This window comes from Bacillaceae bacterium S4-13-56 (assembly GCA_040191315.1).
Taxonomy (GTDB): domain Bacteria; phylum Bacillota; class Bacilli; order Bacillales; family JAWJLM01; genus JAWJLM01.
Genome location: JAWJLM010000097.1, coordinates 1 through 14,373 on the forward strand (window position 1 = coordinate 1; position 14,373 = coordinate 14,373).

General features: G+C 39.9%; 12 protein-coding genes. 2 read left to right on the plus strand and 10 right to left on the minus strand.

Going from position 1 to position 14,373, the window contains the following annotated elements; translation table 11 throughout:
* Window positions 1-98: 98 nt before the first annotated feature.
* From RZN25_16645 to RZN25_16680, 8 genes are all read right to left on the minus strand, one after another.
* Window positions 99-4,235: a hypothetical protein gene (locus RZN25_16645; GenBank protein ID MEQ6378442.1), complete on the minus strand. Its 4,137-nt coding sequence runs from the start codon at window positions 4,233-4,235 to the stop codon at window positions 99-101.
* Window positions 4,236-4,351: 116 nt separating this feature from the next.
* On the minus strand, window positions 4,352-4,975 hold the full coding sequence (locus RZN25_16650; GenBank protein MEQ6378443.1) for a type I restriction-modification system subunit M N-terminal domain-containing protein: 624 nt from the start codon (window positions 4,973-4,975) through the stop codon (window positions 4,352-4,354).
* A gap of 16 nt (window positions 4,976-4,991) precedes the next feature.
* Window positions 4,992-5,177: a helix-turn-helix domain-containing protein gene (locus tag RZN25_16655; protein ID MEQ6378444.1), complete on the minus strand. Its 186-nt coding sequence runs from the start codon at window positions 5,175-5,177 to the stop codon at window positions 4,992-4,994.
* A gap of 350 nt (window positions 5,178-5,527) precedes the next feature.
* Window positions 5,528-7,981 (minus strand): DEAD/DEAH box helicase family protein, encoded by a 2,454-nt coding sequence (locus RZN25_16660; protein ID MEQ6378445.1) that lies wholly within the window; start codon window positions 7,979-7,981, stop codon window positions 5,528-5,530.
* The gene (locus RZN25_16665; GenBank protein MEQ6378446.1) at window positions 7,974-8,300 is read right to left on the minus strand and encodes a nucleoside triphosphate pyrophosphohydrolase; all 327 of its coding nucleotides are present in this window, start codon (window positions 8,298-8,300) and stop codon (window positions 7,974-7,976) included. The genes RZN25_16660 and RZN25_16665 overlap by 8 nt, the downstream gene beginning before the upstream one ends.
* Window positions 8,301-8,332: 32 nt before the next feature.
* Window positions 8,333-8,590 carry a hypothetical protein gene (locus RZN25_16670; protein ID MEQ6378447.1) on the minus strand — a complete coding sequence of 86 codons (258 nt, stop codon included), beginning with the start codon at window positions 8,588-8,590 and terminating at the stop codon, window positions 8,333-8,335.
* A gap of 15 nt (window positions 8,591-8,605) precedes the next feature.
* Window positions 8,606-8,977, minus strand: a complete 372-nt coding sequence (locus RZN25_16675; GenBank protein MEQ6378448.1) for an HIT family protein — start codon at window positions 8,975-8,977, stop codon at window positions 8,606-8,608.
* A 337-nt stretch (window positions 8,978-9,314) separates the two neighbouring features.
* Complete coding sequence (locus tag RZN25_16680) at window positions 9,315-10,934, minus strand: acyl-CoA dehydrogenase family protein (GenBank protein MEQ6378449.1); 1,620 nt, start codon at window positions 10,932-10,934, stop codon at window positions 9,315-9,317.
* A 109-nt stretch (window positions 10,935-11,043) separates the two neighbouring features.
* Between RZN25_16680 and RZN25_16685 the strand changes: the two genes are divergently transcribed.
* Together RZN25_16685 and RZN25_16690 are read left to right on the plus strand one after the other, a co-directional pair.
* The gene (locus RZN25_16685; GenBank protein ID MEQ6378450.1) at window positions 11,044-11,430 is read left to right on the plus strand and encodes a MerR family DNA-binding protein; all 387 of its coding nucleotides are present in this window, start codon (window positions 11,044-11,046) and stop codon (window positions 11,428-11,430) included.
* Between the two features lie 218 nt (window positions 11,431-11,648).
* Complete coding sequence (locus RZN25_16690; protein MEQ6378451.1) at window positions 11,649-13,127, plus strand: AMP-binding protein; 1,479 nt, start codon at window positions 11,649-11,651, stop codon at window positions 13,125-13,127.
* 390 nt (window positions 13,128-13,517) lie between these two features.
* Here RZN25_16690 and RZN25_16695 read toward each other — a convergent pair whose 3' ends face one another.
* Window positions 13,518-13,865: a hypothetical protein gene (locus RZN25_16695; protein ID MEQ6378452.1), complete on the minus strand. Its 348-nt coding sequence runs from the start codon at window positions 13,863-13,865 to the stop codon at window positions 13,518-13,520.
* A gap of 84 nt (window positions 13,866-13,949) precedes the next feature.
* Window positions 13,950-14,135: a hypothetical protein gene (locus RZN25_16700; GenBank protein MEQ6378453.1), complete on the minus strand. Its 186-nt coding sequence runs from the start codon at window positions 14,133-14,135 to the stop codon at window positions 13,950-13,952.
* Between the last annotated feature and the right edge of the window lie 238 nt (window positions 14,136-14,373).

The window sequence follows — 14,373 nt, forward strand, 5'->3', positions numbered from 1 at the left end:
CAAGAGGTTACGGTACCAACTTCACAAGTTGGGTTTGGAAAAACCAGTATTATCAAGGGTCTTGGATTTTTGTCCGTTGGCTCTAATATAGAATCCTATCAATCACTACCCGCAACGCGTTTAATTTCTCCTTTAACTTTCTTCCCATCCAAATAGTACCACCCCTCAAAATCGGCCCATTTCTTCGTATCATGTATTCGGCCTTCAGAAAGATACTTCTCGACTTTTATCCTCCAATAAATCCTCAGGTTGTTCTTTTCTAACCAATTTTCAAGAACATCTTTCCTTATCAACAATTGATGATTAGCTTCGTGGTTAATGCTAGTATTCATACAGACAAGCTCACCATCTAAATAGTAATATCCTGATTTAGGAGAGCCTTTTAAACCCATGTTGTTATAAATTAATTCCGTCGGAATATCATAAGCAATAGAGTCCTCTTTTGAAAAATCTGCACCTTTTTTCCAAATGAAACGCTGTGTTGTTTGCATTACATCGATAGTTTTGCCGTGTTTCAATGCGACCTTTTCCCATTCGCTTGAACCATATATTCCCTGATTTTCATGATAAGCCGGTGACCAGTAATACTCTCCAGCAAATACATTATACCAATTAAGTTCATTCATCCCTTCTACCTCGAAAGTGTGAGGTTTTTTATAATCAGTTATATACGAGAAAATATAAGCGCGCATCGACTTATTTTCTGATTTGATGTCATCGCCGAAATCAGCAGGGTATTCATTCCAAAACGGATAATAGCATAATACTGCCCACTCAACCCCTTTAGGATCTACCATTAATAATAGTTCATCTTTAATATCCAGTTCTTCACTGACCCACTCTGCGCCATCTTGTTCAACTGGAAGGTATTCGAAATTGCTATACCAAGCTTTGGGAGGTTGTTTGAACCTCAATCCCTTTTTATCACCAATTAATAGTGTTGGGTCTATATCTCTTACATTAGGGTTCCATGGTCCATTATAGGGGGCACTTAGTTTATCCTGGTACCAGTTTTCGCCTTCCAATGAATAGTTGTCGGCAACCAATGCGAGTATCTCATGAAATACCATCCATTGATATTTTTTCCCAATTCTTTCTATACGGTTACTTCCCCGTCCATCATAACGAAGTTTCTCATTGTCATGAACATTTGGATCATATCCCAGTTCCATAATTCGCAAGAAACACCACTTTTCCATATTCTTAATATTAATTCCAACAAAGTCGTCTAGAGCTGCCTTAAAAGTATACCTGCCAAAATCACCATAATTCTGCCCCGTGTCCATTGAAGACCTTATACTATAAAAACCGTAATTATCAGCATATTTATCCTTTATAATTTTAATTTCATCATCAGATGGTATTTTATTTGGCATTTGACTTCCGTAAGGTGGCCTAATCTTGGACTCAACATCCTTTAATTCATCCACACCATAATTCCAGCAGTGGATGCTATACTCAACAATCCCCCTTGCATAGTCTCTTATCAAGATATTTGGATAGACCGGCATGTCATTGAAAAAATCCTGAATAATGAGGTCGCTCAAGGTTTTGACTTTAGCGTTTTCAGTTTCATACACAACGGCTCCGTACGCGGCCGCATATATTCTCTCCCTGATATATATGTCATTCACATCATTCATGGCGGTCAAAAGTTTGGTTAGTTCATCAACGTGCCCTAAATAGATGCAGACTAATCCTTTTGTAGCTCGATCTCTCAAGGCACGGTTTGAGGCAGAACATAGCCAGCTCAAGGTTAAACCAAGTAAGAATCTAGTACTACTATCAAATGGATTCTTTCTTTCAATTCTCCAACACCATTTGACTATCCGTTTGTAGATGTTATTTTCATAATCATCATATTTCTTGTTAATATGTGGGGTCCACCATGTATCCAATTGGGGCATGCTTTCGGGATGCAAAAAACTCCCAGCGATAAATTCCATATTGAAGGGATGCTGTGGTACTGCTGCCACGGGAAGCAAGTCATCTATTATCGCTGTTTTTAAATCCACATCATCTTTTGAAATATCAATAAGCCACGCACCAATCTTAGGAACGTTATTAATTGTAGTTCTCCACTGAAAACTTTTTAATAACGCTCTTAGAGTTGATCGCGTGATCTTGCCACCAGGGATGCATTCAACGATTTCTTTTTTATATATTTCGGGTAGAATTATGGCGAGTAGTTCAATCATAGTGTGGTGACCATAGTGTCCATTTTGCATGATTTTTTCAAAAAAAGGTGAGGATTCTATATAATCAGCGATATCAACGTCTTCTGGTTTCTGTCTTAACCAGTAAAGCAACGTATTATAGTCCTTCATACGGTCATATGCAAAACCGACGCTTTTCTCTGAACTTCTATAGCCAGAAAAAGCTCTAAAAACACCCTCCTTAATCAGGGCGTCAACAAAACTGAAATATTCAGGTGGTGAAGCAATTCCTAGTCTCCTATTTATTGTAGCCTCTACCTTGCCTTGTAATTCAGAATATGGAATAGAATATGAACCGGATAAAACTAGCGCTTCAGCTAATTGTTGCATGGCAACGCCTACCAGTTCTAAGGACTTCTCGTATCTAAATTTTCGATACAATTTTTCGTTTAAATGCTTAACATAACCGTCAAGGACCTTGGGTAATGAAGGCAGTTCTTGTGTATAACCAATATCCTTGCAGGACTCACAAAATAGTTTCAGGAAAAGTGGATTATTAAATTCATTGTTGAATGTAGGTACTCGAATATCTAAACCGTAATGTTCAAAAAAGTGTTCACATGCGAAATCGTATGCTTCATCGAATCCTTGATGCTCGATCAAAATCATTTTTTCGCGACATTTCACCGGGATGATATCTTCAATGTAATCTGTCCTTACGCTTACAGCCAATGCTATCCACGAGTAATTGCTAAGCTCAGTTTCTAGCCCAGCAAGGTATTTTAACCAAATCTCTGTTCCTTCGCCTTCATTAAGAGCATCGATAGCTATAAGGATACGTTGTTTATGGATTTGTCCAATAGAATCAAGTAGCTGAAGTAACGATGTAAAACTACCTGAATATTGCAGTTTTTGTTTGATAATCTCTCGTGGATCAGTCGATTTCGAAAATTGATCTCCGAGAAGAAGCACAGATGGTATTCCATTTTGAGCATGTTTGAGACAAACATCAGCTAATAAATGTGATTTTCCTATGCCTGGCTCGCCATGCAAGATCATAAATGGGTAATTAATGAGTTCGATATGCCGCGAAAAAATGTTTTTACCTTCATCGAGTAGGATAAACATCTGATTGAGCGTTCTCTCATACTGAGAATTTCGAAATTCTGTTTCTTTAAGATTATCCTCGATTTTTCCCCACATTGATGAAACAACGTCTTCTAAGGTTTTTAGATGCATTATCAAATCAGAAAGCTGAACATCCTTCATTTCAAAATACGATGTTATCTTCAAGATTTCATGGATTTCATCCAATGATTGTGATAGCTCCGTATGCTCTTTAGAGATATCAGTAAAACTCTTGGTCCTATTACATAACGCAAGGATATCTTCTGAACCACGTTTTAAGTCAAGACGGTACTTTTGAAAAATTTTGAGAGGACGCTCATTATGAATCAAGTAGTCGAAGAAAGAAGACATCTGTAATGCTATATTTAATTCAGGGGTATATCGTGGCCCCAAATCAGCTAAGGCTGCGTCGATAATACCTTTGAAGCGATCAGATGTAAATTCGCTACCATTAAACCAATAATATCTCAAACCTTCATTTTGAGGTTTTGTTAGTAAATCATTTAAATAGGATTCATCCCATAACTCGACTTCTAATGAACAGCCTTCTGGTGATAATTCTTTTTTCCATTGTTCTACTTTCTCTGACCACTTTACTTTTGCACTTTTAACTGGCCTTCCAGCTTTGCGAGTGTATTGTGGATCGGGCAAATTAAAAGGTGCCGCTATGATATAACTAACCATTGCCGGATGGTTTTTCATTGCCGTTTTGATTGACTTATCGGCTTGGGAAATCAGGTCATCTATATTAAAAACATACTTGGCTTGCCAGCCAATTTCTGTGCCATCTGCCATTTCCCAAAAGCACTCGACTCCACCATCAGGAGTACCTAACCGTGAGAATTTCTTATTATTACTGGGTGGGTCGTGTCGTGCAAATTGGCAGATCAACTCTTCAAAGGCATTATTTTGTGAATTGTTATGCACACGGATATTTCTCCAATTAATCATATTTCATGGTCTCCTTCCTTGAATAGATATACTCATTTAAATACATTCGTACTTAAAAAAATAACCGGAATATCCGGCCACCAACACTGCACACCCCTTTTTGAGTTTGCATACCCCTATGCATAGCACTTTTGAGGTTCATTAAATTGTATCAATTTCTGAATGATTCTCTCATAAATGGTCTGAGATTGACTTTTAGCCTTCTCGATACCTATAACCTTAGCCATGATTCTGGAAACCTCAGATGGAGTGTAGAACTGCCCTTTGCTTTTTCCAGATTCAGTGGCAAAATGCTTCATTAGGTACTCATAAGCATCTCCAAGAATATCGTCTCCATCTGCACCATTCCCGCCAAAATCAAGCTCAGGATCCTCAAAAATTGCCACCAAGTTGGTAAGGCGATCAACCATTTCTTTACCTTTACCAAGCTTGTCCGCATCATTAAAGTCAGCAACTGTAATAACACCTACCAAGTCGTTAGCATCAGCCATTTTTCTGATGACAACGTTGGTTTTATCACCAATTTCCTTGTCACCTTTTAGCTTTATTAAATCATGGAAGCTTCCGCCCTCCGGTACTTCTATGAGCGCATCTCTTTTCCCATGATATTTATCTGTTACGTATCTCATAAACAGTAACACGAGAATATAATCTTTATATTGTGAGGCATCCATTCCACCTCTTAATTGGTCACAACTTTTCCATAATCTACTATATAGCTCGCTCTTTTTCATCGCCATATTACTTCACCATCCGTTACTTATTTTTGCCACTATTCCTGTTATATCTACCATCTTCTGGCTTCTTTGCATCTTTAGGTATGGCCCATGCCCAGCCAAGTCTGGCTACACCAGGTATCTTCCCTTTCCTACATAAGACTTGTACTCGGCGTTCGGTTAAACCCCAATTTTCAGCAGCTTCTTTTGTCGTAATATAGTCCATGAACCCACCTCCTTAATATTTATTAATGTATACTATATATTATAATCGTAGAAACGAACAATAACAATGAACAATTGGAATTTATTGATATACACTCAACCCAGAATATGACCATCAACAACTACTTCTTTTGCTAAACGGTTAATCCCTTAAAACACACTCAAAATCTATAACTTTACCTACCATCAAAAAATAAAGAAACCCCTGATAACACCGTAAATACGCCATTCTCAAGGGCTACTACATTTATTTTCTAGTCAGCAGACAGACGGTTTCTACGTGTCTAGTGTAAGGAAACATACCTTACTATTATTAGTCCTTAATCTTACTTTTTAACTGAAAAAGAAAAATTAAATTAAAGGCCTAGTAGATTCATTTTTTCTCTCAAAATATCCATGCAACCTATACTCACAAACCTGCCTAGTCATTTTGTATAACTCAACAAGATCCCTCTCATCCACCTCGAATCCAAGTCCAAATAATCCACCTTCAAAAACTAACAACTCTCCAGAACTTCCACTCCATTTGGTCATAGGCATTCTAGAAATTAAATCCGCTACTTTCTTCTGATCATACTCCCACAATCGTTTTGTCGTTTTATCCGAAAAATCTATTTTTCTTCTATATTCTTTTTCCATTAGATAAGAATGAAAATAGTTTGCCACTTCTTCTGGTCGGACTGGTAAGTGCCATCCGTCTTCTCCTCGACTCAACATATAAGAGAGGAGAACCATCTTATAGCTTTTGGCCATTCCGGTTTTCTCAACTTCCTCTAACCAGCCACTATATTTCTCGTACACTTTGCTTTCTTCTTCATTCAACTCCCCTGCCCAGTTCAAGAATCCAACATAGGATTTGAATTCCTGCTTAAACTCTTTGGAATTCACATTTCCATAGAGATGCATTTCCAAATAGGTTGGACGTCGACCTAGTTCTTCCTTCACCTCTTGGTAAGCATGAAGAAGTCGTTCCTTTCTTGGCTGTTTTTTCTTGGTCAATTCCTTAAGTAAATCAATCACTCGAACATCCAAATCTATATAACAGTTGCTAGGAATGATAGGTACTACTTCCTTACGTTTCTTTCCTTCCGCCTGATCTCGTTCCAAATTAAATAAGCTCAGCTTAAGGTCAGCATTTCGGTAGTTCCCAATGAGATCGATAATATTACAATGTGTCTTTTCATTATGCAAACGAAGGCCGCGGCCCACCTGTTGAGTGAAAACTGTCAAAGATTCTGTTGGTCTGGTAAAAAGAAGCGTATCTACTGGCGGAATGTCTACTCCCTCATTAAACAGATCCACCGTAAAGATAACATCCAACTCTCCATTCTCTAATTTTTGAATGGCTTCATCCCTACTTATATCTACTGTTCCTGAAGTAAGGCTGATTGTATGGTATCCATTTTGATTGAAATGGTTTGATAGAAATTGAGCTTGTTTAATAGAAGAACAGAAAGCCAGTGTTCTTGACTGTTTATGTTTTTCCCAACCTTCCAGGATGGTTTGCGCCAGATCTTCACGTAATTGAGCAGCTAAAAGTTCGCTTTGATCATACTTTGAGCCTAACCATGTAATTTGGCTATAATCCGTTTCGTCATATACACCAAAATAATGAAAAGGAGCTAACCAACCTTTCTCAATGGCTTCAATAAAATGCATCTGGAAAGCCACGTTCCCATCACAAATGGCATACACATCTTTTCCATCCATACGGTCAGGAGTAGCAGTAATACCTAGCAAAAAATTTGGTTGGAAATACTCTAGAACTTTTTTGTAAGAGGTCGCAGCCGCGTGATGGAACTCGTCCACCACGATAAGGTCAAAATGATCACGTGGAAACATCTCCAAATGCTCTTTGGCGCTAAACGTGAAGATAGATGCAAAAATATGGTCCGCTTCTCCCTCTTTAATTTTCCCATTGTAGATCCCGGTTGATTTTTCAGGTAAGACACGTTGAAAAGACTTTTGAGCTTGGAAAAGAATTTCCTCCCTGTGAGCAATGAATAGCACACGATGAAATTTTTGTGCGAAAAAAGCAGCCAAATAAGTTTTTCCTAGACCTGTTGCCATGACGACCATGGCTTTGTCGTAGTCTTCCTCCATTGCTGCTTCTAGTTCATCTAGTGCCATTTGCTGTGCCGGCCTAGGTTCTATTTCCGTTGTATAGGTCTCTGGTGGATCAATCACTCTTTCTATTAGCTTGGTTTGTGGCTTTTCTACAGGAAGCATTAGTTCAATCTCTTCCTGTTCGGCCCATTTTTTTGCTAGATTCGGATGCTTTTGATGATAGGTATCGTATTTTAACGTGTATGATTTAACAGTTTCCTCGTTTATAGTGATAGTTTGACTGTCATAAAAGGTTGTGAGGAATTTTTCCACAGCAACTTCAAAGGTATCTGGTGCTGATTCCTTGTCCATTGCTACATTCCATTCCACTCCTGATGTTAAAGCAGACCTAGACAGATTGGAGGAGCCGATGATGAATGTACCGTCTTGCACATCCTTGAATAAATAAGCCTTTGGATGGAAGGAAGCACCATTACTCCTCCAAAGCCGAACCTCCTCATTTTTGTACTCTGGTAGAATTAGCTCCTTTAAAGCTTCAGGCTGAGTGATATATAGATAATCCCCTGCACAAATCTTGATGTCCGCTCCACGCTTGGCAGCTTCAACAAGGTGTGGCTTGATCATGTCCACACCAGATTTCATGATAAAGGAAGTTAGAATATAAATGGATGTAGCCTGCTGAATCCCACGAATAATCTCTTCTCCAACATTTTCGGTTACCAATTGAATTCTACTCATCTTCTACCTCAATTAAGAAAATTTTATCGTTGAACCCACCGCGTTTGGCAGCTTTTTGTGATCTTATCTCTTCTAGATTTTCAGGAGTTGAACCATGGACCTTGGTAAGAGCATGGATAAGTTCAAGAATGTCAGCTAATTCTTCTGTGGCGTCTTGATCATTTTTTGCTTCTAAGTATTCTTGTAACTCTTCATGAAGTTTGGCTTGTAGGGCTGTTATGTATTCTTTGTCATCTAGGATTGTTGTTGTATATTGTTTGCCCGACTTTTCGATGATTTGTGGGATAAGGTCACGGACTAGTTTATTATAGGTTGGCATGGAGTTCTCCCTTTCTTTCTATGCTCTTTTGTTTACAAGTAATATCTAATTTTTAATGTTGCACCCTTCCCCTTGGGCGGAGCATATAAGACTTCATCAGATGGTTTTTTCATAGAATACATGACTTCACAACAAGTTGCCATTCTATGATTATTGGAAGGATATCCCCCAAGCATTTTGTGCAGTTCTCCTGAAACAATGTCTACGAATTCTGCACCTCCCGACTTCTTATCCATTTTTATCTTTTCAATTTGAGATCTAAAATCATCAGCATTAGGAAGTTTACTCACTTTTCTCTTCCCCCTTTATGGATATGAAACTAAATTTGGAATCGCCTTTCTGATCCCTCCACGAGGATCCTCTACATCACCTTCATAACGAGGAATCAGATGAAAATGAAGATGAGGCACCGTTTGCCCCCCGTACTTTCCGACGTTGACTCCAATGTTATAGCCATCTGGTTGGAACTTTTGATCGATCAGTTCCTTCCCTTGTTGGATTAATTCATGAATGGCCATGATCTGTTCAGTTATTGCATCAAAATAGGTCTCCACATGGTCTTTTGGAATGATGAGAAGGTGACCTTTTTGGACTGGGTATTTGTCAAAGAACGCAATGGCTAGATTGTTTTCTAGTTCTATTTGTAATTTATCTTGTTGGCAGAATGGACAAGACATAAAAGTGTGAAACCCCCTGCATAAACGCAATATTTAACACTATTTTACCATAGAAAATTGAATTTTTAGGAAGTTTCCTATGATCTTGACCATTAATAGTACGTATGAACAAAAAGTTTACTAGTAGAACTGCTCCAACTTGGTTCTATTTCAAAAGGTTTCAGTCCTAGTTCTAACCCCCCATTTGTTTATTCACATCAAAAAAGGACCCTAAGTACCAGGGTCCTTTATTAGACGCATAACATTTCTCATGATTGGTAGGGACGGTTCTTGGCTACACACTGGTAGGACCACTGTGCTGGTCAGAACCGTCCCTACCAACACACCCACCAACACATTATTCTATCTCTTCCAGTGCAATTTCCTGATAGGTCTTAAATAAGTCTTCACAGAATTGATCCCATTCCAGAGCAGCCTGAAGAGAATCCTCACTAGCGTCACCCAAAACTGGTTGCCCTAAAAGGTATTCCAGCTTCCCTGCAAATTCCGTAATCGTATCTTGTTCCGCTCCCTCAAGCACATTTGCAATGAAATCAGCAGACGGATACCAGTCTATAACTCTTTGAATATCACGGTAAATCTGCGTTAACAACAGATTCCGCGGTCCCTCCCACTGCTCATTCACAACAACATCCCTGAACAGACGCGGCAGGCTTGAAAATTCCTCCATTACTCCGTGTCCCGCAAAAACCGAAACCGCCTCCCGCAGCACCTCGACTCCTTCCTTAGTCGCCCCAATTTTCTGCAGCAACACAAGCTCACGCAAATTAAATAACTTCTTCCTGTATTCTAACGGCCCTTCAGAACGAATTCCCGGATTTAACGGCTTTTCTAAACGCAAAAAGAGATCATAAATTTTAAATGCTCCCACCGTCGTGCGCTGCGCAGCTTTTTCCAGAAGCTTCAACTTGCTGGCCGCAAGCGGATACTCCTTCACCTTTTTTCCAAAAACTGTACGAAAATCACTGTACAAATTAGCTTCTCGGGAAGCCCTAAGCATAAATCCGGAACAAGCAATGCCAATCTCCAACCGAGAAAGCGTCAACACAATCCCAACAGCCACCGCGATACCGCGATCCTTTGGCCCAATCGGATAGGCAACCGCTCCGTTATAATCAATCTCCGCAGTAGGCACCTCCGAAGTCCCCATTTTCCACTTGATCCTGTTAATCTGATAATCATTTCGAATCTCTTTTTTCCTATTCCCCGGCAGCCACGAAGGCACAATAAAAGTCGACACTTTATTCGAGCCCGAAATCTTGGCCGTGACCACAGAATAATCCGCATGGACCACCGAGCAGAAAAATTTATTCCCGTACAACCGATAATTTTTCCCGTCCGATTCTGGAACCGCTTCCAAAATATTAGCCGGCAAATCCGATCCACCCTGAATTTCCGTCATAAACTGAGCCCCGATCCCAAAATCCCCATCGATCCCTTCCTTCGTATGCTCCAAAATCTCCTGAAGCTCAGGATAATCGGGATCCTGAAACTCATTCAAAAGCCCCACTAGCCCGTGCGTACACGTCAACGGACAGGCAACCCCCGCCTCCCCCAGCTGGTGAATCAACATCCTTTTCACAAAACTTTCCCACGGATTCATTTTGTCAGAAAAAAGCCCTTCCCCAAACACACCCTTTTCCAACTCGTGTACCTCCGTCGACCGAACAACTCGGTCAATCCGGTGATTAAACGCATCATAATGAAGCATATAAGGCCGAACCTCAGGACGCGCTCCCCACTCCGCCAGCCCATTCCACTCACGCGAAACCACTGGCGAAAACCGCAACACATTCTCATGAATTCCTTCAAAACTAGCCCCCGTATAATGCTTCACCAACTTTTGTAAAAAGGGATCATCCCGATACCAATCAAACCCCTCTCTTTTTTCTAAAAAATCGTCAAAGCTGTACGTATTGCCAGATTTTACTTCCATTCCTTGGGATGACATGGTCATTTTTATTCACTCCTTGAGATATAGTTTGACAAATCGCAATATTTAAACTTATTATAAGGGTAAGGTTACGTAATCGTCAACTAGAGAAAAATCCTAGGAGGAAAACAAGATGCCTGAGAATGAAAAACTTTTTCCTATAAGCGAGCTCACCAACAAGTTTGATATTAGCTCGAGAACCATTCGATATTACGAGGAAATAGGGATGATTACTTCCGAGGACCGGGACAGCCCTACCCAGCAGCGGGTGTATACTAATAGACAGCGCCGCCGGTTGAAAATGATCCTCCGCGGGAAAAAACTCGGATTCAGCCTGCAGGAAATTAAAGAAATGATCGATCTTTACGAAACTAACCCACAAGGTGCAGAAGAGAAAAAAAGAATCATTCAACACGCCGACAGCAAACTCCAAGAACTCGACGAACAAATTCACCAACTCCAACTTCTCAAACAAGAAATACAAACGTACAAACAAAAATACCAACAAGAAGATGGATAAACTAGGGAGAATTTTCTAATTAATATTGTCTCCACACGATTCTTTGACGAAAGACGGTTGGATGGACATGATACCTGTCCCCCCGGCTTAACTTGGGACACTTTGGGCCTTCCAGGTAGTTTATACCCTCACCTACTCTTTTCGCTTCACTTAAGACTTGAGGTTGGCGGTATTACTGCCCGTTTATGCAGGACAAACATAAAAAAGGAGAGGATTAGATGACAGTTACGATTCATGGGGTGCTTGAAAGGAATGCAAGAAAGTATGGAGAAAAGGAGGCGTTTATTACTTCGGGAACCCGGCTTAGTTATCGGGAAATGAATGATCGTTGCAATCAGATGGCCAGGAAATGGCAGGAGCAAGGGGTCTCGCGTGGAGACAGAATGGCAGTCATGGCAAGAAATAACGAGAACTTTTTTTACGCCTATTTTTCCTTAATGAAAATAGGTGCTGTACCAATGCCTATGAACATTCGCTTGACTCCAAATGAAATCGCTTCCATTTTGACGAATTGTGATGCTGATGGAATTTTGTTTGAAAATGAGCTTCAAGAGACCGTTTCCAATGCACTAAATTCTGTATCTGTTAGGCATTCTTTTTCGATTCAAAATGCTTTAGAAGATGCATCACATTATCCAACAGAAGATTTGAACCTATCTATTGGCCCGCAAGACATTTGTGAAATTTTGTTCACATCAGGGACTACCGGTATTCCGAAGGGTGTCCTTTTCAGCCATGAACGGGTTCTGGCCATTGCAAATGCAGTTTCTCTTAATTTTTCCTTATCCAATGAAGACAAAATGCTAACGTTGATGCCCTTGTCCCACTCTGCCCCTTTAAATACTTTTTTCATGAGTGGCCTTTATTGTGGAGCCTCCCATGTTATTGGAGACTTTGCACCAAAAACCTTTTTATCTCTAATTGAGCAGGAAAAAACAACCTTTTCTTTCGCAGCACCCGTCGCCTATCTTTTAGCCGCAAAAGACCCGACTATTAAGAATTATGACCTGTCGAGCATGCGAGTGTTTGCTTATGGAGGGGGACCATTAGCCCTTGCTTCCTATCAGTTTGTCAAAAAAGCCTTTCAGAACGATAACTTTTATCAGGTGTATGGACTTACAGAGGCAGGTCCTAACGGGATCTTGCTACACCCACAGGAACATCTTGAAAAAGCGGGCAGCATTGGGAAATATCCGACTGTAAACATGGAGTTAAGGGTAGTGAATGAAGAAGGGGAAGATACTGGTCCTAATGAGTACGGCGAAATCATATTGTCCGGCGACAGTTTAATGCTGGAATACTACAATAATCCAGACGAGACTTTAGCAGCTATCAGAGATGGATGGCTGTACACCGGGGATATCGCGTATAAAGATGGGGATGGTTATGTGTACATCGTGGACCGAAAGAAGAATGTCATCATATCCGGCGGGGTTAATATTTACCCAAGAGAAATCGAAGAAGTGTTGGCCAAGCATGAAGGAGTGCTTGAATCCTGCGTTATTGGAGTTCCGAACGAGGAATGGGGAGAAACGGTAAAAGCCGTCATTGTTCGTAAAGGTGTCGTCACCGAAGAAGAATTACAATCCTATGCCAGCGACTATCTTGCTGACTACAAACGTCCACGCATCTATTCATTCGTTGACGAACTCCCACGAAACGCAAGCGGAAAAATCCTTAAGCAGCAGGTTAAATAACTGTTAGAAGGTTGGTGGTTGACCTAGAGCCTGTCTACGCTCCAGGGCCGGACAGGTATCTTGGTATTTTTTTAATAGTAATCCATTATTTATTCTGTTCAGTCCTAATTATTTGATTTTAGGTGAATAGAGGCCTGCTATTCGCCCTTTATTAACTTGGATTTGTGATTTTGGACGAATAGAGACTTATAATGTATCCGTAACATTAGACACTAGAAACAACAAAATAAGATAAACACTAGGGCCAGACCCTCAGTACGTAAAGGTTAAGGTACTGAGGGTCTGGCCCTTTTTTATGAAGCAGATTCTGGCACTAAATAGAGCGTTTGCTTTCAAACAGAGTCCCATTGTTCGTGAGTTTGACCAGTACATCGTATCACTCTATTTTTTCTATGTTCTAGCCTTATTAATAGCGTCAAACAATTTAGCTGGGGGTAATTTGCTTAATTCAACATCCCCTGCTAGTGTAGGCTTCGCATGTTTACGAACAAACACATCCGCATTATGGGCGTCTAAGCCCTTTTCCAAAATTAAATATTGATATAATTTTTCACAAGGAGAATAAATAAATTTCTCATTTTGGAAGGCATTCATTGCTTGCTCTCGGTCCATATCACATACCTTCATCAAAACACGCAGAATTTCATCATCCTTGACCTTTGCTTCATATAACGCGGCAGTCATGAGTTTTATCTCATCATTACTAACAAAATGTTCTTTTGAAAATCTTGAATACATGTTCATTCCTCCCTAATGAATGCTAGGACCTCCCCTCCCCAGAAAGTTAAAGGTTTAGCGTACGAAGGCCTGGTCCTTTTTTTTCTAATAATTTTGTGAAGAAAGATAATACTCGATCGTTTTTTTGTAGTGTTTCCAGTCCTTGTACCGCTCTTTGATTCTTTCCTCTAAAGTGGAATCAAGTTGTTCCTTTTCATTGTAGATCCCTTCACGGCGCATGTTTTCTAATCTATTAAGATACTGCACTGTTTTACAGAAATTTCTTCTCATTCATTTTCATCCTTGTTTAACGTATGTTTCTGCCTAAGGTAATCTTCAAACTCCACATCGATCTCCCCTTCCTTCAGATAATTAAATCCGCTCATTCATTTTCATTTAAGATTCTATTTATCCCCATTATTTTCCTCTGTCTATAAATATATGAAAAAGGATCAGGCGCTATTAATAGAATATAAAATTAAAATTTCTTAATACTCAACTTTCGCAGACTGAAATAGGCAGGTATGCC

What these genes read in the sequence shown, in the direction of transcription:
- RZN25_16645 (MEQ6378442.1), bottom strand. Translation starts at nt 4,235, where the DNA reads ATGATTAATTGGAGAAATATCCGTGTGCATAACAATTCACAAAATAAT.
- RZN25_16650 (MEQ6378443.1), bottom strand. Translation starts at nt 4,975, where the DNA reads ATGGCGATGAAAAAGAGCGAGCTATATAGTAGATTATGGAAAAGTTGT.
- RZN25_16655 (MEQ6378444.1), bottom strand. Translation starts at nt 5,177, where the DNA reads ATGGACTATATTACGACAAAAGAAGCTGCTGAAAATTGGGGTTTAACC.
- RZN25_16660 (MEQ6378445.1), bottom strand. Translation starts at nt 7,981, where the DNA reads ATGAGTAGAATTCAATTGGTAACCGAAAATGTTGGAGAAGAGATTATT.
- RZN25_16665 (MEQ6378446.1), bottom strand. Translation starts at nt 8,300, where the DNA reads ATGCCAACCTATAATAAACTAGTCCGTGACCTTATCCCACAAATCATC.
- RZN25_16675 (MEQ6378448.1), bottom strand. Translation starts at nt 8,977, where the DNA reads ATGTCTTGTCCATTCTGCCAACAAGATAAATTACAAATAGAACTAGAA.
- RZN25_16680 (MEQ6378449.1), bottom strand. Translation starts at nt 10,934, where the DNA reads ATGACCATGTCATCCCAAGGAATGGAAGTAAAATCTGGCAATACGTAC.
- RZN25_16685 (MEQ6378450.1), top strand. Translation starts at nt 11,044, where the DNA reads ATGCCTGAGAATGAAAAACTTTTTCCTATAAGCGAGCTCACCAACAAG.
- RZN25_16690 (MEQ6378451.1), top strand. Translation starts at nt 11,649, where the DNA reads ATGACAGTTACGATTCATGGGGTGCTTGAAAGGAATGCAAGAAAGTAT.
- RZN25_16695 (MEQ6378452.1), bottom strand. Translation starts at nt 13,865, where the DNA reads ATGTATTCAAGATTTTCAAAAGAACATTTTGTTAGTAATGATGAGATA.
- RZN25_16700 (MEQ6378453.1), bottom strand. Translation starts at nt 14,135, where the DNA reads ATGAGAAGAAATTTCTGTAAAACAGTGCAGTATCTTAATAGATTAGAA.